We start from the raw sequence: 25,418 nt of genomic DNA, 5'->3' as shown, positions 1-25,418 counted from the left end.
GGTTCATCAACATGAAAAAGAAGATACAGCACATACTTGCCGGCCGTGAAAAGCAAATCACTAAGGAAGAGTCTGTTTTGCAGCCGCTGCCGCACAAGGATTTTAGGTTTGCTAATCCCTTTATTGTGTTGCATCACATGCGGCCAAAGCAGATAGAGCCCGGGCAGCAGGTACGCCTGCACCCGCATCCGCACCGTGGTTTTGCGCCTGTTACATTCATGCTGCAGGGCGAAGGTTATCATAAAGATAGCATCGGCAATAACGAGCTCATCAGTGCCGGTGGGGTGCAGTGGATGTTTGCCGGTAAGGGCATTCTCCATAGCGAGGGGCCGTCCGAACGTATTTCGCGTGACGGAGGCGTTAACGAACTGCTGCAACTTTGGATAAATGTACCACAGGCACACAAATTTGATGAACCTTTTTATCAGTCGGCCACAAGAGAACAGCAGCCTGCAGTATTGCAGCAGGATGGGGTAGACCTCAGGCTGGCAAGCGGCAGCTTTGATGGGCATACCGGTCCGCTAAAAAGCTTTACACCAGTTGTAAGTATTGCAGGCAATATATCGAGTGGAAAAACCGTGCAGCTTACGGCAACGCCCGGCTACTGGACACTGTTATACATTGCGAAGGGCAGCCTTTGCATTAACCAGGAAAGCATAAAAGCGTATAACCTTATTGTATTTGAGAAGGATAACGACGAGATCATTCTTACTGCAGAAGAGGATGCTACTATACTTTACCTGTCAGGTGAGCCCATTGAAGAAACAATATCTGCACGCGACAACTTTGTAATGAACACACCTGCGGAAATAGATCAGGCAATTGCCGATTATAAAAGCGGGGTGTTTGGTACGCTGGAGTTCTGATGATCTATCTCTTCTTCAGGATCAATCTCTTTCAACAGTTCGTCATAGGTATAGCATTTCTTTTCGGGCAGGCTGCTTTCGTAACATATCTTTACACGTAGTGCTTTCAGGCCCGAAATACCCTGCAGGTCTTCAACGTCCAGCATTTCTACCTCACTGTCCAGCATGCCTTTTTTCTGTAGAAAACGGATGTAGTTAAGGTATTCCTTTTCCTCATCCTTATTGGTATAAACAACAGTGAGTTTGCCGATAGATGTTATCCGTTCGTGTGTGCCTTTAATGCAAGCCTTGTCTATTCTTTTCTTAACTATTTCAAAGCGGGCGTTATAGGTTCCGTCAACATCAAACCGTTTTTCGTCCATTCGGAAGCGGATGGAGAGTGGGTTGCTAAAGGCCAGTATAAGCGATGTAACTTCCAACGGGTACGGCAAAATTTCACGGTTAAAATGATGCTCCAGCTCCATTTCGCATAACACCTGTATTTGCCACAGGCGCAGGTTGTAAACCTGTTTCATCTCAAAGTCCACAGTAGGCGCTATTTCTTTACCTATATATAGGTTGTGCTCTACGCCGTCTGTTTTAAAACGCTCAAAGTAATGCGGATAGGTTGCCTGAGCTTCTACCTGCCACCTGTCGAGCATGGCCGACATGCGCGAATTAATTATAGCTACCGTAGTCTCGTATTTACGGCGCTGCAGATGGAAATCGCCCATTTTGCCTGCATCTTCAAAATATTTTTCAATGCGTGCGCAGTGTTCTGTCTTAAGTATCAGCGCCTGCTCAAAAATAGGGTGCACCTGCTTTTCAAAGTAGTTTTGTATCTGTTGTTCGGTGTCTGCTTTCACAGCAGTTTCCAGCTCAATCCGGTAAGCTTTAAGCCGTTGTGCCACTGCTGCAAGCAAATCTATCCCCGATGATTTTTTTAGTTTCTCTATCAGGCTTATTGCCGATTTAAGCTGGTTCTGCAGGTCGGCCTGTAAACTGTTGTTGCGCGTTTCAGATGATCCTTTAATATCTATCTGCCCGTACAGCGGGTACACGTTGTTAAAGGTGATCTCCTTTAAATTATACGGTTTGTGCTGCCGTTTAAATTGCAGGTACTTGTTTACTTCGTTCTTAAACTTCCAGTGCACGCTTGGGTGTATACTGGTGTATTCGTCCTGTATAATGGCCTGCACCTGGTTTTGTAGCTCGGTAAATTTGCGGTCGATGGTATCTGTTATAAACGGCATTACCACATCAAGCTGGTTAGCGTTTATGCTGTTCAATTCGCCCTTATGGCTGGTAACAAGCTCCAGTATGCCAAGCATCTTTCCGTCTTTAATAACAGGTGCAAGTATAAAGCTGTTTATGTTTTGACTCTTAAACCGGTGCGCCAAAATACTGGTAGGGTTTTGCGCCAGGAATTTGGTTACATCAGATACCGCGAAGTAAACTTTATCGTCCACCACGTTCCTAAGCGAGTTCATGCAAAGTGAATCGTTGCAAAACTCTTCTTCCAGGTCATCCGGCAGTAAAAAGCTGGTCATCTGATCACTAAAGGTTGGCAGGCTAAACTTGTGTTCGTCCGGATCAAAGCATATAAAGCCCACCCGCAGATCGGGTATGCGGTAAATAGAGCGGAATACGCTTTGTACTTCGTCGTAAGCGCTGTTACCGCTGTTTATGCCTTCGCGCCCAAGCAGGGTGCCTTTTAATGATGATACGGCGCTTTCTACAGTAGAATCATACAGGTTAACTATAGCAAACCCATTTAACAACCAGCTGTTGGGCGGGAACTTTTCTTTCCAAAGGTCAATATTGTTGTAATTGTCCCTAAGCAGCTCTATATCCTCCGGTGTAAGCGTTACAGCTTTTTCGGTAGGGGTAATTTCAAGAAACTCGGCATTGTAAAGTATGCGGTAATGTTTTATTATGCCCTCACCGGTTGGTATATCAAAATACAGGGGCTTGGAAAAGTTAAAGTGCGTACCGTAAAATTCATCCAGTATAATACAGCACGATAGGATGTAGAACTCATGGTCGTTCAGGTCTCTGAAATCAATCTTGAATTCTGTACCAGCGTTTTCCAGAATATTTTTAAAACGCTCGGACTGGTTAAACAGAATATCCTGGAAAGGGATACTTACAGCCTTTATCTCGTTGTTGCTTAACACCGGCGGGAACAAGCTTTTAAGAAGCTGTTCAATAACACCAATGTTTTTAACAATTTGATCTTTATGCGTAATGCCGTCGCGTAGTTCAGGGTAAGGGGCTATCTCTTTCAGTATAGCCCGGGCATAATCTGCCGAAGCACCGCTTTCGTTAGCGGCAATCTCCTCAAAGTGCTCAATAACCTTGTGAAAGGATATTTGCAGTTTAAAAGGACTTTCTGATCTGAGATTGAGATTCATGTTATGTATATGTTCGCTCAATAGAGTACCGTAATTTGTAATTTGTTACAACAATAAAACATCTATGCGGTGGGCGTGTACCATCTGCATGTCTTCAGACCATGCAAATACCGTAAACTGCCCATCCTGCGAAGCTACCAGTGCAATAGCGTCGTTCTGATCATACACAAATTGTGCCGCAGCTAAATGCCGTGTGCCGCCGTTTTGCGCCGGGTGCAGTTTTGTCGCTTTGGCACCCGCGACCGGTTCCGTCACGACAATTTGTCCAACCGGCATGCTGTTCTCTGCCCGGGCTATCTTTGCGCCAAAGGCCAGCAGGTCATAATCATTGGTGATGATGGTTGCACCATCTACTGCTGTAAAGCCACCTATAAGGTCGATAGCCTGCAGCAATGCTTCCTGCCACTCCAGTTTTTTCTTTTCACTTTCAGGTCGCATCATCAAGTCGGGTATGGCACCGTAAGGAGGCAATACCGGGTACTTAACCGGGTGCACAACAGATTCCATCCACTTTTCGGTGCCCGTAGGTACTATGCCCACCAGGCCGCCTTTACCATGCACGCGCATAGATGCGGCAAGCTGTACCAGCACGTTAAAAGATTCGCCCATAAATGAGGGCAGGGGCATATTCGCCAGTGATTTAAGCAACACGGGGCAATCTGCAACGCCCATGGTTACTTCATCCAGTACCTTAATCTGATCGCCGTGCAGCACGGCTACGTTTACATACTTGCCAAAGCCACCAATGCGCTTGTGTTTAATAACCAGCAGGCCGGGTTCTACCACTTCCAGCACAAAACAAATTGCAGGTATGCTGTGCGTAGTACCCCAAATAAACAGGTCATCACCTTCGGGCCATACACCAAGGTGGATGCCGGGTTGCTCTACAGCAGGTGCCAGTTTAATCAGGTTCTGCGGGGTAAGTCTTAACTTTTGTCCGAATATCAGCGGCTTTTCCGACTGATCAGGACTTAACAATGCCAGCGAGATCTGCGGCGAGTGGCCCTCCTCGCGGCGTAAGCTGGCCCAAAAACCAATATCTATCACGGCCTCTATGATTGTACTGTCCGGCGCGGTAGCAATGTTAACAGCATCAGTGCCAACAGCCTTATCAAGATGTGTTTTAAAGTGGGCCTCTATAACAGATGCCACCATGCGGGCAGGAAGATAAGTAGGTTCAGACAGCATGCAGATGTATTACGTTGATACAAAAATAAGTATTATGGAAGCGTAACGCTCCTTAAAATATTCTTTATGACTTAATTGCGAAGAAATTGTTTAAGGCTGCTTTAGCGGCCCCTTAAGTAGTAAGGCCGAGCCGGTACCCAATACCGCACCGCCCAGTACATCGGTAGGGTAGTGTACCCCAAGGTACATGCGTGAGTAACTGGTTGCACCTGCCCAAAGGAATGATGGGCCTATGACATACCATTTTGGGTAAGCACTGGATAGGGCCGTTGCCGTAGCAAAGCTGCTGGAAGTGTGCCCGGAAGGGAACGAGCTTTCGCCCGCAATATATACGGGTACTATACGCAGGTTACGCACAAACGGGCGGGGCCTTTTTACTAATGTTTTAACCAGCATGGTAAAGCCGTAACTAATAAGCGTGCTGCTGGCAACGTAGCCGGCGTTCTCGCGCATGTTGCGGTCGTTGCTTAATATGCCGCCGATAAGCAAACCGGCCGGTACCCCAACTTCAAAATAGCGGTAGTTGGTAGACAGGAAGCGCATTACCGGTGTTTGAGCCGGCGTTCTGCTTAGTGCAAGACTTATCAGCGTTCGGTCGTCAAACCGTTGTATAAAGTTATCTTTAGGTGCCACCACAACGGCGGGTTTATTAGTAGGGATGGTATCTGCCTGTGCCCTGGCTTTGCTGCAAACGGCTGTAAGTACAACGCCCTGTAAAATAAGTTGCAGAAAAAAGTAGCGGATGCGAAAAGTAACATTCATTGGTAAACAGCGGCGTTTTATCTACATTTATAGCAAAACCTTTACGCCTTAAGCAAAGTACTGCAAAAAAATGTTTGCACGCTGTGCTATTTTAACACATTTTAAGGCGATGGTTGTTTAGTCAGCATCTTTTATATGAATTACCAACATCTGTTAAAACAGGTTAACGAGTATGTGTTAGCCTATTATAGTGCCCATGCCGATCCCCGCCTGATCTATCACGACCTGAAGCACACCGAAACCGTGGCCAGCCGCGCCATTGAAATTGCTAACCATTACCAGCTTAACGACCGCGACTACTTTGTGGTGGCCACCGCTTCGTGGTTTCATGATACCGGCTATATGCTGGATATAAAACAGCACGAAGAACACAGCGCGCTGCTTGCAGAAACCTTTTTGAAAACCATAGGTGTAAGTGACAGCGATATTAAAGATGTTAAGGGTTGCATCATGGCTACAAAAATGCCGCAATCGCCTAACAACCTTATGGAAAAGATAATCTGCGATGCGGACCTTTATCATTTAGGAACAGCCGAATTCGATGAAACCGATAAACTATTGCGTAAGGAAACCAATATTTTGCACGGTACCGACCTGAGCAAACGCGAGTGGCGCCGTAAAAGTATTGGCTTTTTGGCCGCCCATCATTATCATACCGATTACGCCCAGGTATTGCTTAACGGTGCAAAGCAACGCAAGATTGAAGAGCTTAAAGAGAAAGTAGCACTAGCTGATAAAAAATCCCCCGAAGAAAACATAGTAGAAGTGGCAAAAAAAGACGATAAGAAAGAAGACAAAAAGGACGATAAAAAAGAAGATAAAAAAAGTGACAAGCCTAAAGTTACTGTAGAGATTGACCCGGTGACCGGCCTTAAAAGAAGGCTGGAAGAACCTAAAAAGGGGATAGAGACCATGTTCAGGATCAGCTCTACTAACCATCAGCGTTTAAGCGACATGGCCGATAATAAGGCCCATATCATGATAACGGTTAACTCAATTATCCTTTCTGCCATTATCAGTTTAGTGCTGCGCAGATTAAGCGATAACCAGTTTCTTATTGTACCAACCTTTATATTACTGGCTATCAGCTTGCTAACTATCATATTCTCCATACTGGCTACCAGGCCATCTATCCCTGAAGGGGTTTTCTCTCGTAAAGATGTAGACAACAGGAGCGTGAACCTGCTGTTCTTTGGCAACTTCTATAAAATGTCGCTGGAGGAATACAATTATGGTATGGAAAAGATGATGGATGATAAAGAGTTTCTGTACGGCAGCTTGATCAAAGACCTTTATGCCCAAGGTGTTGTGCTGGGGAAGAAATATCGCCTGTTGCGCATAGCTTATAATATATTCATGTTCGGCCTTATCGTATCGGTACTGGCCTTTATACTTTCCTCAACGTTTTTTGCTGATAAACCTATTATATAAGGTTAGCTATGCATAAGTATTTCGACCGCGATCTCAGCTGGCTCAAGTTTAACGGGCGCGTGCTTGAAGAAGCGGCAAACCCGGCTGTGCCTTTGCTGGAGCGCATTAAGTTCCTGGCTATATATTCGTCCAACCTGGATGAGTTTTACCGGGTGCGCATGCCGGTGCTGCGTGCGCTCCGTAAAATTGGTGAGAAAAAAAGCAACGACATAGACGCCGAAAAGCAGGAAGACCTGTTACAGAAAGCGTCGGATATGATCCTGGCTCAGCAAAACCATTTTGGTCATTTGCTTACCACACAGCTTATACCACAGCTAAGGGAGCGTAAGATAGAATTGTTATATAATCAGTCTATCCCGCAGCAATTACAGCAGGAGGTAAGCAGCTATTTCCTCGCAGAGGTGCTGGCATTCCTGCAGCCGGTGTACCTTAAAGATAGTGGCAGCTTTTTCCCGGAGAACAACAAGCTTTATTTCCTGGTAGAACTTGAAGAAGAAGGTAAAGAGAAGCTGGTGCTGTTGAATGTACCGTCTGAAAGTTTGCCCCGCTTTTACTCGCTTAAAGCTGATGACACACAGTACATCTGTTTCCTGGATGATGTTATCCGCACTAATATGGACAAGCTGTTCCGCAAAGCGGAGGTGAAAAACTGCTACAGCTTTAAGATAACCCGCGATGCCGAGCTGGATATCAAAGATGAATACCCGGGAGATTTATCTGAGCAGATAGAGCGGCAGCTCGCCAAGCGCGATCAGGGTTACGCTACCCGGTTTTTATACCAGGCAGACATGCCGATGCGTATTATAGATGCGCTAAGTAATTTCTTAAACCTCAACAAGCCCACAGCGGTAGAAGGCGGACGGTACCATAATCTAAAAGACTTTAGTTCGCTGCCTATTAGTGGCGGTGATTTATCCTATCCTAAATGGCCCGCAGCAGCCGTTGCAGATGTTTCTACCGAAGAGCCGCTGATTGATGTGATCTCAAAGAAAGACCTGCTGGTGAGCACGCCATACCAATCTTATGACATGGTGCTGCGTTTCTTTAACGAAGCGGCAAACAACCCCGATGTAGAGGAAATAAGCGTGACCCTGTACCGCGTAGCAAGCGACTCCCGCATCGTCAATGCCTTGATCAGCGGAGCAAAGAATGGTAAAAAGGTGCGCGTGGTAGTGGAGCTAAAAGCCCGTTTTGATGAGGCAAACAACCTGCGCTGGGCCAAGAAAATGAAAGCCGCTGGTGTGGATATCATCTACAGTGTTACTGCCTTAAAGGTACATGCAAAGATAGCCCTGGTGAAAACCCGTAAAAACGATCGAACGCAATATTCGGGTTTGCTGGCCACCGGTAACTTTAATGAGGGTACCGCAAGATTTTACACAGATCACATTCTATTCACCACCAGCCACAAGCTGCTGCGCGAAATGGAGCTGCTGTTCATTTTTTTGGCAAAGAGAGAAAAGCCGTCCAAAGAAAACTTTATAAAGTTTGAGCATTTACTGGTCGCGCAGTTTAACCTGCAGGACTGCTTTCTGGAGATGATCGACCGCGAGATAGCCAATGCTAAAAACGGTTTACCTGCAAGCATCGTCATCAAGATGAATAACCTGGAGGAGACGGATATGATCAAGCGGCTGTACAAAGCCTCACAGGCAGGGGTGAAGGTGCAGCTTATCGTACGCAGTATATGCCGGCTTATACCAGGTGTAAGCAATTTCAGCGAGAATATTACGGTTACCCGGATTGTGGATCGCTACCTGGAGCATGGCCGTGTGTTTTTGTTTGAGAACAATGGTATGCCTGAGCTTTATATGGGGTCTGCTGACTGGATGAACCGCAACATTCACAACCGTATAGAGGTGTGTTTCCCGGTACTTGACGAAGCGGTTAAACAGCAGGTAATTGACCTGATTAACCTTCAACTGAAGGATAATGTGCAGGCAGTATCAATAGACAGTAATTTAAATGATGTAAAGCCACCTGCAGGCACAGAAATGGTCCGTTCGCAGGAAGCTATCTATAATTACCTTAATAGCAAGATGTAAACAAAGACTCATGAAGAAGTCAGCATTATTTTTACCCGTATTGGTAGTTGCCATTGCAATTGGCTCATGCAGCCAGGGCGACGGTAAGGGAACAGATAAAAAGAAAAAAGACAAAGAAGAAACCGAAGGCCCGGTTTCGCCGCCGGAATACGATCTAGCGAGCGGAGTGGATTATAATATGCCCAACGAGTTGCTCGAGATCTCTGGTATAGCCTTTAACAACGGCGACAAGAACCGTATTTACGCCGAGCAGGATGAGGATGGCAACATCTATTACATGAAGCCCGGTGATAAAGACGCAAAAAGTGTTAAATTTGGTAAACACGGCGACTATGAAGATGTAGCGATAGGCAATGGCCAGGCTGTGATACTCAGAAGCGACGGCGAGATCCGTACATTCCCGTTACAGCAGGTAGAAGCTGGCACAATTACCGGCCAGCAGGTTTTTAAAGGCCTGCTGCCTGAAGGGGAGTACGAAGGCATGCACTTTGATAACATCACCAAAAAGCTGTACATCATTTGCAAACAGTGCCAGGACGAAAGGTCGTCAAAAGAAGATGGAGGCTTTGTCTTCGATCTCGGTACTGATGGTAAGGTCACCAAAGCCGGTGAGTTTAACATTAATGTAAAGGAAATAAGCAAAGAAGAAGGCAAAAAGATCAAATTCCGCCCGTCGGCGCTTGCAAGAAACCCGCTCACAAAAGAGTGGTACATTGTATCATCCGTAAACAAGCTGTTGGTTGTTACGAATGCCGGCTGGAAAATAAACGCCTCTTACAAGTTGAACAAGGGATTTCTGCAGCCGGAAGGCATAGCTTTCGATAGCGAAGGCAATTTATATATATCAAACGAAGGAGACGAAATAAGCAGCGGGAACATACTGTTCTTTAAATACCTCAAATAATACGATCAAACTAAAGCACATAGCGCAGGCTATTTGCTTTGCGATACTTAGACCCTACTATAATGATTAAACACCTACTTATCTTATCGGCCCTCGGGTTGACGGTTTCGAGCGCCGTTGCGCAGAAAACTGCCGACAAGCCGTTGCCAGATCCGCAAATTAAAGACAGCATTACTGTTAAAGTACATCCATCATATAACAATGTAACCGGTATTCACCGCTGGCTCTTTGGCGAAAATTACCGTACAGACTGGGCTGCGCCTGTAAAGCTGCCTGTCATAAGGATATCGCAAATTTACGGCGGTCTTAAACCCACCAAAGAAGGTGGCGGCATGCAGTCTAAGTCGCTCAGGCTGGTTGATAAAAACGGGCGCGAGTATGCGTTGCGCAGCGTAGAAAAAACTCCTGATAAGTTACTACCCAAAGAATTACAGGGTACATTTGCTGTGGACTGGCTGGATGACGCGCTTAGCGGACAGCACCCTTACTCGGCACTTATTGTACCGCCGCTGGCGAAAGCCGCTAATGTTCCGCATACTCATCCAATAATAGGTATGGTGGCGAACGACCCGGCGCTTGGTGAGTTCAGCAAAAAGTTTGCAAATACGGTTTGTTTGCTGGAAGAAAGGGAGCCGCTTGGCGAATCTGACAATACGGAAAAGGCGTTAAATAAGCTGGTTGAAGACAATGATAACCACTTTGACGGACCGGAGTTTCTCCGCGCGCGTTTACTTGACCTTTTACTTGGCGACTGGGACCGGCATGAAGATCAATGGCGCTGGACAGATACAAAAAAAGGTGATGGTAAAATGTATGAAGCCATACCCCGCGACCGGGATCAGGTGTTTCACGTAGTACAAGGCTTATTCCCGAGCATCGCTTCACTGCCGTATGTAAATCCGGCTATAGATGATTTTAGCGGCGGCCTGCCTCATGTGAAATATTCGTTATTTAAAACCAGGTTCATTAAATCTTATACAGATGCACAGATGAGCTACGATGAGTGGATGCGCATCACCAATGAGTTTGTTGCGGCTGAAACTGACGCGGTTTTAGAAGAAGGGCTGCGCCTGCTCCCTAAAGAAAGCTACAAGCTTAGGCATGATGAATTGCTTACCAAGCTTAAGAACCGCCGTAATGCTATCCCCAAAGCAATGGATGAGTACTACCGCTTTATTTACAGGCTGGTAGACATACAGGCAAGCGACAAGAACGAACTGGTGACCATTACCGATGGGCCGGACAAAGGTATGCTGGTTACCATCAAGAAAATAAAAAAGGACGGCAGCACCGGCGACGTACTGTTGGAAATGAACTATAAGCCGGAGTTTACTGAAGAAATAAGGCTTTATGTATCTGGCGGAGACGACCATGTAGTAGTTAATACATCATCAACCCCGGTTAAACTGAGGCTTATAGGCGGGCACGGTACCAAAACATACGAAGGGATAAAGGCCTCAAGCTCGGTAAAACTTTACGATAAGCCCGATAGCCTTAGTTTCACAGGCGATGCAGGTGTATTCAGCAAGCATTTGTCGCGAGATACCAACAACATACGTTTTGTGCCAACATTCCCTTACAATGTGTGGATGCCGCTTGCCACGGCGGCACTTAACCGTGATGATGGTTTCTTATTTGGTGCAGGTGTACAGTTCCTTAAGAAAGATGGTTTCCGTAAGTTGCCTTATACCAGTTTACAGCAGTTGATGATCACGCACTCTTTCTCTACCGATGCATTCCGCATCAGGTACAGCGGCGAGTGGATAGATGCGCTGGGTAGTGCCGATATTACCATGAAGGCCTATATACAAGCGCCGGATAACACCCTCAACTTTTTTGGTTTTGGCAATGGTACCCCCCTGGTGAAAGTGGGCGATTACCGCACCTTTTATCGCACCAGGTTTGATACTTACCAGTTTGACCCGGCAGTGCGCTGGCGTGTAAACGATAGTACCTCTACCATAAGTATTGGTCCGTCGTTCCAGTATTATCATATGGATCCTATGGACAACGTTGGCCGTTTGATTCAGCAGCCGCTGCTGGTGAACTCTTATGACAGCCTTACCGTTGCTAATGATAAAATGCACCTCGGTCTGGCCTTCAACTACACCGATAATCACCGCAAGGGAGGCATATTTGTAAGCGGTGGTTACTACTTTACCGTAAGTGTAACCGGGTACAAAGGCTTAAACGGTTACTCAAAATCATACGCGCAAATACGCCCAGAGTTTACCTTTTATACCAAGCTTACCTCAAACGGCAGGTTAATCCTGGCTAACCGTACAGGTGGCGGTATTACCATTGGGCAGCCGGCATTTTACCAGGGTATGTACCTTGGCGGTCAGGGTAATTTACTGGGCTACCTGCAAAATAGGTTTGCAGGCAAGCATATGGTGTACAACAACCTGCAGGCAAGGCTTAAACTGGCCAATATAAAAGGCTATATTTTGCCGGGACAGCTGGGGCTTACCGGTTTTTACGACGCCGGTAGGGTATGGTCTGGTAACGACACAAACGATTCCGACAAGATACACACCGGTGTAGGTGGCGGCGCGTACTTCTCCCCGGCCGCACTTGTTGTAGTGCAGGCGCTGGTGGGCCACTCCAACGAAGGATGGTATCCTTATATCTCTTTTAACTTCAGGCTCTGATAATAGCCACTTTTATGGTATATAGCCCGCAACGTTTACCCGGTAAGCCTTGCGGGCTTTTTGTTTGGAGTGTTTTGTGCTACTATTCTTAACCTACATTAACTTTTCGCTTTAAGGTAGGTTAAGTGAGATTTTGCAGTTTGTACCGACATTTGAAGTATCAAAACAAACAACATGAAATTAATATCAAACATCATTGCCTTAATACTTCCGGATGCTAAACCCGTCCAGATAGCGGCAGTGCTGGCAATAGTGCCATTATACATAAAAGCAGGAATCAGCTTTTTGAAGGATAGTCATAGGGAAAGTGAGACAAACAATCATCAGTTCCCATGCTATATGCAGGCATGTTAATTTCATTTATAACAAACACAAACCAATAACAAAATAAACAAACAACATCATGGAAAATACAATAAACGGCATACACCACATCACTGCAATAGCAGGCAATGCCAAACGCAATTATAACTTTTATACCAATGTATTGGGATTAAGAATGGTTAAGAAGACCGTTAACTTTGATGACCCTAACACTTACCACTTTTACTATGGTGACGAGCAGGGTACTCCAGGCAGCATTTTAACCTTTTTCCCTTGGGAAGGTATACAAACCGGAAGAAGAGGAGCCAGGCAGGTAACAGAAATAGGTTACTCTGTACCCGAAGGCAGCTTTGATTTCTGGTTGAAACGTTTCGAAAAACATAATGTCATCTTCAACAAACCAGCCGAGAAATTTGGCGAGCAGTATTTGACTTTCTTAGATCCGGATGGATTGAAGTTTGAGCTGGTGGCATCCAAAAACGCCGACAATCGCTTACCATGGGAAACCGAAGAGGTAAAAGCTGAAAATGCAACTAAAGGCTTCCACAGTATAACCATTACTACCAACAAAATGAAACCTACAGCGGATATACTTACCAATGTATTTGGTTACAAATTGCTGGAAGAGCATGTTAACCGTTACAGGTTTGTAACTGATGCAGTTGATAACGCTAATATAGTTGACCTGGTAGAGGTTGCCGGCGAGGTAGCGGGGCACGTTGCCGGCGGCAGTGTTCACCATGTGGCATTCAGGGTTAAGAACGAGGAAGTATTAATGCAATACCGCGACAAAATTGCCGCGTTGGGCCTGCACATTACCGAGAAGATAGACCGCAACTATTTCTACTCATTATACTTCCGCGAACCGGGTGGAGTTTTGTTTGAGATAGCAACTGATAACCCGGGCTTTGCAGTTGACGAATCGGTGGAAGAATTAGGCACAAACCTTAAGTTACCTGCACAATACGAAAACCGTCGTGCCGATATTGAAAAGGTGTTACCAAAATTAGTTTAAAGATGTACACACACGATAAAGAGATTTTGATGGCCGGTGTTAAGCCGGCAGATGCTAAGGGTGCTTTGATCATGTTACACGGCAGGGGGAGCTCTGCCGGTAACATTGTCGGGCTTGCTAATAACCTGAATGTTGACGACATGGCCATTTATGCTCCACAGGCCACCAATAACAGCTGGTATCCGTACAGCTTTATGGCGCCGGACGAAGACAACCAGCCGGCACTTAATTCGGCATTAGAGATGGTGAACAAGGCTGTAAATACGGCTTTAGCAGATGGTATTCCTCAGCATAAAATTTACTTATTGGGTTTCTCACAGGGAGCCTGTTTAACGCTGGAGTACCTGGCACGCCACGCGCAGCCTTTTGGCGGTGCAGTAGCCTTTACCGGCGGCCTTGCAGGCGAAAAATTGAATATGGATAACTACAAAGGTGACTTTATAGGTATGCCGGTTTTAATAACTACCAGCAACCCCGACCCGCATGTGCCGCTTACACGTGTACAGGACAGTGTAAAAGTGCTAAAAGGGCTGGATGCGGCCGTTACGTTAGAGGTTTACAACAATAAATCGCATAGCATTAGCTATGAAGAGATTGAGCTTGCAAACAAAATCATTTTCGCATGAACAAACTAATCGCGTGGCTGTTGGCGGTATGGACAGCCAGAAATTTTAAGAAAATACGCAGATAATGAACTACGACGACATCAAACTCATTAATAATACCGCTTTACACAACTTTGAACTTTTTGTAAATGAGCACCGTTCGTTTATAGATTATAAACAGAAAGGCGATAAAATGTACCTGGTACATACCGAAGTCCCGAAGGAACTGCAGGGGCAAGGTGTAGCGGAAGCTTTGGTAGCTAAAGCGTTCGAGTATATAGAACAGCATCATCTTACGTTGGTGCCGCTTTGCAGCTACGTACAGGCGTTCTTACAAAAGCACCCAGAGTGGGACAGGATACTTGCAGCCTAACCAATGGAAGAATTTAAAGTTACCCGCGTTTATGCAGACGAAAATGGCGATAGCCGTTTTGGTGTGATTAGCTACCCTTTGACAGACGCCGGGCCAATCGGGTTTCTTTCACAAGGATTGAGCGTTAGCAAACTTGTTTTCAGAGAGGTGCCTGCAGGTTATAACGATCTACATAATGCCCCCGCAAAACAATACGTGGTACTGCTGGATGGCGGTGTAGAGATTGAAACGTCCCTAGGTGAGAAAAGAACATTCCGGCCCGGAGAGATATTGCTGATGGAAGACACAACCGGCAAGGGGCACCGTAGCAGCAACATTGAGCCGAAGCCTCGCCGCTCCTTATTTATATTGCTTTAGTGAGGGTTTAAAACTCTTGAGCAATCTTTCGCGCCGGGTTATCTAACCTGGCGCTTTTGCGTGTACCGGCTACTGTCATGTGCACGATATTCAGCTGATCGTTATAGAGGCTTTGCAGGATGGTAACATCCGCCTCAATTTTCTTAGGAGTAGAAATCTTAGGTGATTCCAGGTACACGTTAACAGCTTCCCGGTTTATCTCAAAACCAATATAATTTAATCCCACATTTGCATTGCCTGCTTTAACCTGCAGGTGAGATGCTATATATCCCTTCACCAAAGCATCCATAGCAGTATGCATCTCCGGTTTGCTCAGGTCAACCTTCGTTTTAAATTGCTTCTCCAGCACGGTTTCAAAATCGTCAGTAAAAATGGTGCAGATCACCTCCATTTGCCCGTCTTTAGTATTATAGCTGATGTCGCTTGTGCTTACGTGCAGCGGGTGAAATGCAACTGCAGCAGGTTTATCTGCCGACAGCGAATTCAATAAAATGTAACAATATAGTAGCGGTTTAAACAGAATAGCGGTCATATTTAAGCTCAGGTTTTATTAATTATTAAAACCTGCTAAATTTACGCTTTCAACCCCTGATTATTGTGATGTCTGATCTGGTTTTTTATTTCTCGTTAGGGTGGCAGCATATAATCAGTCTGGACGCGCTCGATCACCAGTTGTTCATCCTTGCCCTTGCGGCTGTATTTACCTTTAAAGATATTAAGCAGGTACTGATACTCGTAACTGCTTTCACTATCGGGCACAGCCTTACGCTGGCGCTAAGCGTTTTAGATGTTATCCGTTTCAGCAGCAAGTGGGTAGAGTTTTTGATACCGTGCACCATCTTTATTACCGCGCTGAACAACATCTTTCAATTAGACAAACAGGGCAGGAGCGCCCGTATAAACTACTACCTGGCGCTGGGCTTTGGGCTTATACACGGGATGGGTTTTGCCAATTCCATCCGCATCATGCTGGCACAGGATCAATCTGTAGGGATGGGGCTATTTGGCTTTAACATAGGGCTGGAGGCAGGCCAGATTGTAGTAGTAGCTGTAATACTTTTACTGTCACAGCTATTCATCAATATGCTTAAAGTGCCGAGGCGCGACTGGATATTTTTTTTATCTTCGGGAGTATTTGCACTCGCCGTTAAAATGGCTGTAGAACGGCTTCCAATAAACTGAACAACACAAACACCAAAAAGCAATATGAAGCGAATATTTACCGCACTATTATTTACCGCAGCTACTTCCGGAGCGGTCTGGGCGCAAGACATCCAGAACAACCCCGGCAGCAACCACGGTAACAAATTTGAGCAGTTGGGCACTATCTTGCCAACCTCAAATGAGCAGCGTACTGCCAGCGGCGCCCCCGGGGTTAAGTACTGGCAGCAGCGCGCCGACTACAACATTAAGGCCGAGCTTGACGAAAAGAACCTGCAGTTAAAAGGTAGCGAAACTATTACCTACTTTAACAACTCGCCGGATCATTTGGATTATATCTGGCTTCAGTTGGACGAGAACGAGCACAGCACTTTAAACAATTCTAATTACCAGAGCAGCTCTGGCATGCCAAGGACTTCTACCATCCAGAACATTGACCGGGTAGAGGGCCGTAACGGTACTGCTGATAATGGATTGGGTGACATGATTACCAAATTAACCGACGCTACAGGCAAAAAGTTAAGCTACACCATCAACAAAACAATGATGCGTATAGACCTGCCTACGCCATTGAAGCCGGGCGCGCAGTTTATCTTTAATATCGACTGGACTTATAAAATAACCGACCGTATGACGGTTGGCGGTCGTGGTGGTTACGAATACTTTCCTGAGGACGGCAACTACCTGTTCACCATGACACAGTGGTACCCGCGCCTTTGCGTATACAGCGATTTCCAGGGCTGGCAAAACCACCAGTTCACTGGCCGTGGCGAGTTTGCACTTACCTTTGGTAACTTCCGTGTGCAACTTACCGTACCTGCCGATCACGTAATTGGTGCTACCGGCGAGTGCGTTAACTACAGCGCGGTACTAAGCGCGGATAAACTGGCCCGTTACAACAAAGCAAAAACATCAACCGTCCCTGTAGAGATTGTTACACTTGCCGACGCAAAGAAGGCAGAGAAAGCGCCATCTACAGCTAAGAAAACCTGGGTATTCCAGGCGAACAACGTGCGCGACTTTGCATGGGGATCATCACGTAAGTTCGTTTGGGACGGCATGAACCAGAATGTAGCCGGAAAGAACGTAATGTGCATGAGCTACTACGGAAAAGAAGCTTACAACCTGTACAGCAAATATTCTACAAGGCTGGTTGCGCATACTATTAAAAGCTACTCTAAATTCAGCATCAACTACCCTTACCCGGTAGCACAGTCTGTTGAGGCATCAAACGGTATGGAGTACCCGATGATCTGCTTCAACTATGGTCGCACAGAAAAAGACGGAACTTATAGCGAAGCCACTAAGAACGGTATGATAGGTGTTATCATCCACGAGGTTGGTCACAACTTCTTCCCGATGATCATCAACAGCGACGAGCGCCAATGGACATGGATGGACGAGGGCTTGAACTCTTTTGTTGAATACCTTACAGAAGAGCTTTGGGACAACAAGTTCCCAAGCAAAAAGGGTGCTGCGTACACCATTGTTGATTACATGAAGCTGAACAAGAACGAATTGGAGCCGGTGATGACCAACTCTGAGAACATTGTTCGTTTTGGTCCGAATGCATACAGCAAGCCTGCCACCGCGCTAAATATCTTGCGCGAAAGTATAATGGGCCGTAAGTTATTTGATCATGCTTTCAGGGAATATGCTAAACGCTGGGAGTTTAAACACCCTACACCTGCAGATTTGTTCCGCACAATGGAAGATGCCAGCGGCGAGGATCTGGATTGGTTCTGGAGAGGCTGGTTCTACGGAACTGATCCTGTAGACATTTCTCTTGACTCAGTTAAGGTTGCCAGAGGTGATCTGAAGGATGAATACAAAGCACAAGGTGGTGGCAACCGCATGGCCCCTAGAGTTGCAGCTCCTGCTGTGAATTCATTCGAGGACATTTCCAAGGTGCGTAACCGCGAGGACAAAACCATTAAATTCCAAACTGATATTGATACCGCGACTCATGATTTCTATTGGAAATACGACAGGGGAATGGCATCAGTAGACACAGCTAAGTTTAACTCACTTGTAAAAGCGCAAACTCCTTCAACGTTTGCTACCGAGCCGATGACTGCGGAAGACAAAGCTAAATATGGCAGCAAGTGGTTTTACGAATTAACTTTCACCAATAAAGGTGGTTTGGTAATGCCGATCATAGTTGAGTTCACCTTTAAGGATGGTACCAAAATGATAGACCGTATGCCTGCACAGGTTTGGCGTTTAAACGAGAAGACCGTTACCAAGTTCTATATACAGGACAAAGAAGTAACCTCAATTAAGCTGGACCCAATGCGTGAGACAGCAGACATTGACGAAAGTAACAACTATTGGGGTAAATTGCCGGAGCCAACAAAGTTCCAGCTGTTTAAGCAAAAAATGGCAAATGGCGCACCGGTTAGAGGTCAATCTACAGGTGTAAGCCCGATGCAGGCAGGAAAATAACATCTGCTCATATTAAACAACAAAGGCCGGAAAAAAACCGGGCCTTTGTTGCTTTACGAATATCTTAGCTTTTATTTCAAGATGGTGACACTCCCACTTATCACCGGCTGTCCGTCTCTTGTGTCAATAACGTAGTAGTATACGCCTGTTGGCAGGGGCTTTCCGTTTGATGTTCCATCCCATGGTTTGTTATACCCTGTTGATGTAGTTATCTGTTTTCCATTTCTGTTGAATATGCTAACCAAACACTTTGGGTAGGAAACAAGTGCCGGAATGCGCCACACATCGTTTATGCCATCTCCGTTGGGTGTAAAAGTATTAGGCGGAACTATTGCGGTAGGAGTAGGCAAGACAGTTATAGTTAGCGGCCCTGCCGTGGATGGCATAATACATCTGTCGGTGAATGTTACAACACAGCTTACGAGGTCGCCATTAGTGAGCGTATTGATGGTAAATGAAGGCGTATTGCTGCTTAGAGATACTCCGTTCACCATCCAGTTATAACTGCTTACTTCGCCTGCAACTGTAACCGTAAAAATGGCGTCCTGCCCGTCATATATCTTTTTGGGTACCTGTAAAGTTGCGCTTGGTCCGGGCAGTTTCGTGCCGGTACCTACAACAAGCTGCTTCTCGATTACCGGTGCTGCAACATATAAAAGTGAGGCATCCTGGTAGGCACTTAACGTGGTACTGCCCTCAGAAAGGATATGTATTAACCCGGCTGAAGAGATGGTTGCCACCGCAGGATTGCTACTGCTGTAAATTACAGGAGCTTGGCTATTAAGCGTTGTTACCGATAAAGTGAAATCTTCACTGCATATTGTTTTACCTGTTGCATCGGCAACAGACAGCATTGGATCTGCCTTTGCAACCACTATTTGCCTGGATACCGGTTGTGCAGGCAAATAATTATCGCTGCCATCCTGTGTTGCAGTAATAGTGGCTTCCCCAACACCCACAATGTGTAACGTGTTATCTGCATTGATAGTAACAATGTTTTCGTTGCTGCTTTTTAACACCAATGGGCTTTCTTGTTGATTGCTTGTTATTGTAGGGTTGTAGTTGAAGTTCTTGTCCCAACTGATCGGTACAGGTGGATCAGGAAAGGTTATCACCGACGGTTGCTTCACCTCGCTTAACACTACTTTAAGCGTAAGCGTAGTGGTTGAGCTTCCTCCCGAGTTGTACGCTGTTATGTGATAATCGGTAGATGGGCTAAGCACCGTCGGCTTGCCGGATATCACTCCGGTAACTTTATCAAAGCTCAGTCCCGCAGGCAGCTGCCTATCTATAGTGTACCTGTCAAAAGAAATCGTTTGAATTACGTTATCAGATGTAGGCATGTAGATCAATCCATCATTACCGAAAGTTATAGAATTTGGACCGGAGAGGTAAATCTCGCTGCCACCTGCGTCTACTATTCGCACCGTAGATACAACGTTATCCTTATCTATTCGCCTTAAAATAGCATTCCCCTCATTTAGCACATTGTTGCCTATGTCAAGAATATAAAGATCACCCCATTCGTTCATGCCAACGCTTACCGCATTACCAAAACTTGCCGACATTGCCGGACCATTAATTACACCGCTACTGCCATTACCTGCTATCGTAGTCACCTTGCCGTCCGTTGTTATTTGACGTATTGTAACGTAATCAGCAACATAAAGGGTGCCATTCTTGTACAACAATCCTTGTGGCGCATTGAACCTGGCGGCAGCGCCTTGCCCATCAACATTGCCCTTCAAGCGGCTTCCGGCAAGAGTGGTAACAACGCCCTGTGGCGTTATTTTTCTGATACAAGCATTGTTAAGATCGGCTACATATAAATTGTTGTTTTCGTCTACGGCGAGGTCAGCGAGTCCATCAAACCGCGCTTTACCACCCGAGTCATCAACGTAGCCGCCTGTAGCCCCACCTGCAAGGGTAGTTACGTTGCCGCTCTGGTCTATTCTTTTAACAGAGTATTGATCTGTTATATAAACAACTCCCTGCATGTCGGTAACAATGCCCGACAAACCTGTAAGGAAGGCATTTATTCCCGGGCCCACAACGGTACTTACAATGCCATTTGGAGATATTTTCCTCACCGAATAGTTGTTGCGGTCGGTAGTATATACGTTACTGTTTGCATCAATGGTTACTTTAAATGGCGAATCGAATTGGGCGGAAGCTTTAGGGCCATCAGTACGCCCGGCTTGCCCGGTGCCTGCATAATTATTAATTAATCCGTAAGAGTATCTTGCAACTACTCCACCGGTGTTTGATGGAGTTATTGTTACGGCAGCATTTAAGATAAGGGTTTGCGGCGTGTTGTAATTAATTACAGGTGCTGGAGGTGCCTTAACTATTTCGCCGGAAACTTTAATGTTTATTGTTGCCTGGCTTGGCCCGAGAGCATTAACGGCAGTTACCGTGTATATAGTTGCCGGCGAAATGGTAGTGGGAGTGCCGCTGATAACACCGGTATTTTGGTCAAGAATTAAGCCGGCAGGTAAGGGTTTGTCAATGCTGTATCCTTTGGGCTGCACGGCACCACCAGAGTTGGTAGGCTGTAAAGGCGGAATTGCTGAATTAACAACATATATTTTGGGTGTTGGATAACTTATCTTGGGAGCTTGTGTGGGTGGCGGTACGTTTACATCTTTTACTTCTATACTTAATGTTGTGGTGCTTGCTCCATCTTTGTTTATAGCTGTAATCTTGTAATCTGCGCTGGGCGACGCCGCAGCTGGTGTTCCTGTAATTACCCCGGTAACACGGTTCAATACTAACCCGGCAGGTAATGGCATGTCAACTGAGTAGCCAGAAAGCAGGATCTTTCGTACGACATGATTTGATATCTCGGCTGCATACAGCGTTCTGTCCCTGGCAAACGCCAACCCGGCCAAACCGTCAAACCGCGCTGTAGATACACTTCCATCAACGTAACCTGCTATACTGCTTCCGGTCACCGTGGTTACAGTTCCGTCAGGTGATACTTTGCGTAGTAAGCTGCCATCGCTAACGTACATGTCGTCGTTATCGTCCAATACAATAGGCCCCAAGTTCGCGAATCCTGCCATTTTTCCTTTGCCGTCAATTGATTGCGAACTGCCCGTTCCGGCGAGTGTAATCACTGTACCCGAAGGATCAATTTTCCGGATAGAATTATTATACAGATCACATACAAATACGTTACCATAGCGGTCGCAAGCTAAGGCATAAGGGTCCCCAAAACTTACATTAGTTCCTGTGCCATCACTTGCCGCGTTTATCCCGTTCCCTGAAAATGTGCTTACCTCTCCCGCTGGTGTTATTTTACGGATCAGGTGATTCCCTGTATCTGCAACATAGATGTTACCCGCGACGTCTATAGCTAATCCATTCGGGTCCCTAAAACTGGCTAATGCACCTGTGCCATTTGTATTACCCATCAGGCCGCTTCCCGCAAACAAGGTCACGTCACCGGATGGACTTATCTTTCGTATAGTTGCTCCAATGGATTCGCTAACATAGAAATTACCAGATGCATCACGTACAATGCCGGATGGCGCATAAAATTCTGCCAACCTTCCGTTGCCATTATTTCTACCAACCGAACCACTTCCTGCAAACGTTGACACCGCACCATCAGGTGCTATCTGTCGTATAACATGGCTGCCAAAATCGGTAAGGTAAAAATTGTCAGTTCCATCGTTGATCATGAAACTCGGTATCCTGAACGACGCCGTGGCAGGCGGCCCGTCAGCGGATCCGTACTGGCCATTACCAGTAAATGTAGCCGCGGCACCATATTCAGATCCGTTTATTGCGCCTCCTGTATTGGTTGGGGCAAGAGGAGGCACAGGGCTATTAACAATGTAGCTTTGGGGTGTTTTATAGGCAATGGATGGAGCTTGGGCGAACACGCCGGCACTTAACAGGTAGCTCGTCAAAAATATATAAAGCCTGGCTAAATGAATTTTCATCGGTTGGGTGACAATCTAACGCCCAGATCGTGAGATAAAAATACCCTTTTTACAGGATGTTTAGTCACTTAATTCAGTAGAATAATACTTGCAAGCACTGCTTCTGCAATTGCTAAAAATATTACTAAATTGCAGCCTATGCCGGTGTATATTGCGTCATTGAATTCAGGGAGTAACGGCAATTGCTATTACGTTGGTAACGAGCGCGAAGCCGTGTTGGTTGATGCAGGTATATCCTGCCGGGAAACAGAGAAACGGATGCTGAGGCTGGGCCTGTCAATGCAAAAGGTTAGGGCTATATTTGTTTCGCATGAACACTCAGACCATATCCGTGGGTTAGAAGTGCTGTCTAAAAAGTACAATCTTCCGGTTTATGTTACTGAGGCTACATCTGCATACTGCGGGTTGATACCACAAGGGTTGTGCATTCATCTTAACGCTTATTCGCCTGTTAAAATTGGCGATCTGGAAATAACTGCCTTCCCAAAACACCATGATGCCATTGACGCGCACAGCTTTATGATCACTAGTGGCGATACCCGCATTGGTGTATTTACAGATATAGGTGCACCGTGCGAACACCTCATCCGCCACTTTTCGCAATGCCATGCAGCTTTCCTGGAAGCAAATTACGATGAGCAGTTGCTAGACCAGGGCAGGTATCCATATTTCCTGAAAAGGCGGATCAGAGGTGGCAAAGGTCACCTTAGCAATAGCCAGGCTTTGCAGCTTTTTATAGATCATCGGCCGCATTACATGAGCCATGTGTTATTAGCACACCTCTCCAAGGACAATAACGACCCGGAACTCGCATTAAAGCTATTTTCGGCTCACGCCGGCAACACCCATGTAAGTGTTGCATCAAGAAATGTGGAAAGTGAAGTTTTTTGCATTGATCCTACAGGTGCCGCCACACATCTGGACATCAACCAGGTAACCGGTCAGTTTCAATTTGCTTTAAGCTGATGTTGGATATTCTTTACCAGGACGAGCATCTTATTGCTATAAATAAGCCGCATGGCTTGCTGGTGCATCGTTCATCTATAGCAGCTGATGCTACCGAATTTGCCATACAAATTCTGCGCGACCAAATAGGGCAGAAGGTGTACCCCGCTCATCGTATTGACCGGAAAACAGGTGGTGTATTGCTTTTTGCTTTAGATAAGGCAACAGAGATTGCTATGCAACAGGCTTTTATGGAGAACAGGTTGCATAAAAAGTATCTGGCAGTACTGCGCGGGTTTACACCTGACGAAGGTGAGATTGACTATCCCTTGCGAAAAGAGAATGGTACTTTGCAGGATGCGCTCACACGTTATAAAACCCTAAAGCGTGCCGAAATTGATGTGCCGCTTGGCAAGCATACCACTTCCCGGTATTCGCTTATTGAAGCCGAGCCGCAAACCGGCCGTATGCACCAGTTAAGAAAGCACTTTGCGCATATCTTTCACCCCATAATTGGTGACCGTACGCATGGATGTAATAAGCAAAACAAGTTGTTTAAGGAGCGCTGGGATATGGAGACCATGCTGCTGCATGCAAAGGAGTTAAACTTCACACATCCTGCAAGCGGAACAGCCATTACGATAGAAGCGCCGCTCCAGCCAGAGTTTACCGCTGCAATGGCGTTAATGGGCTGGTAAAAAAAATAACAAATACTCAAATACTGTGTTACTTTTGCATCGGCTATCTAGAGCCTATTATTGTTAATGAAAAGAGTTGTAGTTACCGGCATGGGCGTTGTCTCTGCCTGCGGCACCGACATCGCCGGATTTTGGAACACTATTGTTGAAGGCAGGAGCCCTGCCATACCGATTACCCGGTTTAATACCGAAAAGTTTAAGACACGTTTTGCTACCCAGATACCTGAGTTTAACGCTGCAAACTACCTTGACCGCAATGAGATAAAGCGAAGTGACCTTTACACACAGTACGCGCTTATTGCAGCCGATCAGGCTATTAAGGATGCAGGTGTAGATGTAAGCACCATGTCGCCGTTTGATATAGGTGTGATATTTGGAACAGCTCAGGGTGGTATGGATACCTTTGAACACCAATACCGCGAATTTGCGGAGAAGGGTTATGAACCACACTTTAATCCCTTCTTTATTCCTAAAACATTGGTGAATATGGCTGCCGGTCTAATATCTATTAAGCACGGCTTTATGGGGGTTAACTTTTCGGCTGCATCGGCTTGCGCCAGTGCAAATACAGCTATCATGGACGCTTTTAACTACATTAAGTGGGGTAAAGCTAAAATTATTATTACCGGCGGCTCTGATGCGCCTATTTCAGAAGCGTCAATCGGTGGTTATAATTCACTAAAAGCCTTATCTACACGTAATGACGATCCTACAAAAGCGGCACGCCCATTTGATATAGAACGTGATGGCTTTGTAATGGGCGAGGGTGCTGGTATATTAGTGTTGGAAGAATACGAGCATGCGAAAGCCCGCGGCGCACACATTTATGCAGAAGTGGGCGGTGCAGCTATGACATCAGACGCTTATCACATTACCGCAACACACCCGGAAGGTAAAGGTGCTATACGTGCTATGCACCTGGCGATGGAAGATGCAGGCGTAAATACAACAGATATCGGCTTTGTGAATGCACACGCTACCTCTACACCTGTTGGTGATATCAGCGAAGCTAAAGCAATAAAATCTGTTTTTGACGGACACGATGTTATGGTAAGCGCAACAAAATCTGTTACGGGGCACCTGTTAGGGGCAGCTGGTGCGGTAGAGGCTATAATCAGCGTAAAAGTAATTACCGACGGCATTATACCGGCAACCATTAACACCACAACCATTGACCCGCAAATACCGCAGGATCTTCATATTGTTACAGGAGAGTCGATAGACAAAAAGGTAAATGCAGCATTAAGCAACACATTTGGCTTTGGTGGCCACAATGGTGTGGTAGTATTTAAAAAGATATAGCAT

At 45.9% G+C, this 25,418-nt stretch carries 20 protein-coding genes; 15 read left to right on the top strand and 5 right to left on the bottom strand.

Annotation, left to right across the window (positions count from 1 at the left end; translation table 11 throughout):
- Positions 1-11 precede the first annotated feature (11 nt).
- Entirely contained in the window at positions 12-866 is an 855-nt protein-coding gene (locus DYU05_RS05415; RefSeq protein WP_117381945.1) for a pirin family protein, read from the top strand.
- Here the strand turns inward: DYU05_RS05415 and DYU05_RS05410 are convergent.
- The 3 genes from DYU05_RS05410 to DYU05_RS05400 form a co-directional block, all read right to left on the bottom strand.
- On the bottom strand, positions 830-3,259 hold the full coding sequence (locus DYU05_RS05410; RefSeq protein ID WP_117381944.1) for a GAF domain-containing protein: 2,430 nt from the start codon (positions 3,257-3,259) through the stop codon (positions 830-832). The two genes, DYU05_RS05415 and DYU05_RS05410, sit on opposite strands and share 37 nt — an antisense overlap.
- A 45-nt stretch (positions 3,260-3,304) precedes the next feature.
- On the bottom strand, positions 3,305-4,447 hold the full coding sequence (locus DYU05_RS05405; RefSeq protein ID WP_117381943.1) for a putative sensor domain DACNV-containing protein: 1,143 nt from the start codon (positions 4,445-4,447) through the stop codon (positions 3,305-3,307).
- Positions 4,448-4,537: 90 nt separating this feature from the next.
- Positions 4,538-5,209, bottom strand: coding sequence for a phosphatase PAP2 family protein (locus DYU05_RS05400; RefSeq protein ID WP_117381942.1), 672 nt, complete (start codon positions 5,207-5,209; stop codon positions 4,538-4,540).
- Positions 5,210-5,344: 135 nt separating this feature from the next.
- Here DYU05_RS05400 and DYU05_RS05395 point away from each other — a divergent pair, with 135 nt between their 5' ends.
- The 9 genes from DYU05_RS05395 (at position 5,345) to DYU05_RS05355 (ending at position 14,914) form a co-directional block, all read left to right on the top strand.
- Positions 5,345-6,640 carry a Pycsar system effector family protein gene (locus tag DYU05_RS05395; RefSeq protein ID WP_117381941.1) on the top strand — a complete coding sequence of 432 codons (1,296 nt, stop codon included), beginning with the start codon at positions 5,345-5,347 and terminating at the stop codon, positions 6,638-6,640.
- Between the two features lie 8 nt (positions 6,641-6,648).
- On the top strand, positions 6,649-8,685 hold the full coding sequence (gene ppk1 / locus DYU05_RS05390; protein ID WP_117381940.1) for a polyphosphate kinase 1: 2,037 nt from the start codon (positions 6,649-6,651) through the stop codon (positions 8,683-8,685).
- Between the two features lie 10 nt (positions 8,686-8,695).
- On the top strand, positions 8,696-9,589 hold the full coding sequence (locus tag DYU05_RS05385; RefSeq protein WP_117381939.1) for an SdiA-regulated domain-containing protein: 894 nt from the start codon (positions 8,696-8,698) through the stop codon (positions 9,587-9,589).
- Between the two features lie 62 nt (positions 9,590-9,651).
- Positions 9,652-12,240: a BamA/TamA family outer membrane protein gene (locus DYU05_RS05380; RefSeq protein ID WP_117381938.1), complete on the top strand. Its 2,589-nt coding sequence runs from the start codon at positions 9,652-9,654 to the stop codon at positions 12,238-12,240.
- Between the two features lie 174 nt (positions 12,241-12,414).
- Positions 12,415-12,594 carry a hypothetical protein gene (locus DYU05_RS05375; protein WP_117381937.1) on the top strand — a complete coding sequence of 60 codons (180 nt, stop codon included), beginning with the start codon at positions 12,415-12,417 and terminating at the stop codon, positions 12,592-12,594.
- 49 nt (positions 12,595-12,643) lie between these two features.
- A complete protein-coding gene (locus DYU05_RS05370; RefSeq protein WP_117381936.1) occupies positions 12,644-13,579 on the top strand; it encodes a ring-cleaving dioxygenase in 936 nt (311 codons plus the stop codon).
- A gap of 2 nt (positions 13,580-13,581) precedes the next feature.
- Positions 13,582-14,205, top strand: a complete 624-nt coding sequence (locus DYU05_RS05365) for an alpha/beta hydrolase (RefSeq protein WP_117381935.1) — start codon at positions 13,582-13,584, stop codon at positions 14,203-14,205.
- 64 nt (positions 14,206-14,269) lie between these two features.
- The gene (locus tag DYU05_RS05360) at positions 14,270-14,557 is read left to right on the top strand and encodes a GNAT family N-acetyltransferase (RefSeq protein WP_117381934.1); all 288 of its coding nucleotides are present in this window, start codon (positions 14,270-14,272) and stop codon (positions 14,555-14,557) included.
- A 3-nt stretch (positions 14,558-14,560) separates the two neighbouring features.
- The gene (locus tag DYU05_RS05355) at positions 14,561-14,914 is read left to right on the top strand and encodes a cupin domain-containing protein (RefSeq protein WP_117381933.1); all 354 of its coding nucleotides are present in this window, start codon (positions 14,561-14,563) and stop codon (positions 14,912-14,914) included.
- Between the two features lie 7 nt (positions 14,915-14,921).
- Here the strand turns inward: DYU05_RS05355 and DYU05_RS05350 are convergent, their stop codons facing one another.
- Positions 14,922-15,446, bottom strand: coding sequence for a DUF6702 family protein (locus tag DYU05_RS05350; RefSeq protein WP_117381932.1), 525 nt, complete (start codon positions 15,444-15,446; stop codon positions 14,922-14,924).
- Between the two features lie 68 nt (positions 15,447-15,514).
- On the opposite strand from DYU05_RS05350, the gene DYU05_RS05345 reads away from it, so the two are divergent.
- Complete coding sequence (locus DYU05_RS05345) at positions 15,515-16,096, top strand: HupE/UreJ family protein (protein ID WP_117381931.1); 582 nt, start codon at positions 15,515-15,517, stop codon at positions 16,094-16,096.
- Positions 16,097-16,120: 24 nt separating this feature from the next.
- Positions 16,121-18,520, top strand: a complete 2,400-nt coding sequence (locus DYU05_RS05340; protein WP_117381930.1) for a M1 family metallopeptidase — start codon at positions 16,121-16,123, stop codon at positions 18,518-18,520.
- A 71-nt stretch (positions 18,521-18,591) separates the two neighbouring features.
- Here DYU05_RS05340 and DYU05_RS05335 read toward each other — a convergent pair whose 3' ends face one another.
- The gene (locus DYU05_RS05335) at positions 18,592-22,470 is read right to left on the bottom strand and encodes a T9SS type B sorting domain-containing protein (protein ID WP_117381929.1); all 3,879 of its coding nucleotides are present in this window, start codon (positions 22,468-22,470) and stop codon (positions 18,592-18,594) included.
- Between the two features lie 138 nt (positions 22,471-22,608).
- Here DYU05_RS05335 and DYU05_RS05330 point away from each other — a divergent pair, with 138 nt between their 5' ends.
- The 3 genes from DYU05_RS05330 to fabF all read left to right on the top strand — a co-directional run bounded on the left by DYU05_RS05330 (position 22,609) and on the right by fabF (position 25,415).
- Positions 22,609-23,436 (top strand): MBL fold metallo-hydrolase, encoded by an 828-nt coding sequence (locus tag DYU05_RS05330; RefSeq protein ID WP_117381928.1) that lies wholly within the window; start codon positions 22,609-22,611, stop codon positions 23,434-23,436.
- Complete coding sequence (locus DYU05_RS05325; RefSeq protein ID WP_117381927.1) at positions 23,436-24,113, top strand: pseudouridine synthase; 678 nt, start codon at positions 23,436-23,438, stop codon at positions 24,111-24,113. The genes DYU05_RS05330 and DYU05_RS05325 overlap by 1 nt, the downstream gene beginning before the upstream one ends.
- Before the next feature lie 66 nt (positions 24,114-24,179).
- Positions 24,180-25,415: a beta-ketoacyl-ACP synthase II gene (gene fabF, locus DYU05_RS05320; protein ID WP_117381926.1), complete on the top strand. Its 1,236-nt coding sequence runs from the start codon at positions 24,180-24,182 to the stop codon at positions 25,413-25,415.
- The last annotated feature ends 3 nt before the right edge of the window (positions 25,416-25,418 follow it).

Origin of the sequence: Mucilaginibacter terrenus (assembly GCF_003432065.1) — a bacterium.
Lineage (GTDB): Bacteria > Bacteroidota > Bacteroidia > Sphingobacteriales > Sphingobacteriaceae > Mucilaginibacter > Mucilaginibacter terrenus.
The sequence above is the reverse complement of the archived record's forward strand: the minus strand, read 5'-3'. Positions and strand labels throughout refer to the sequence as shown.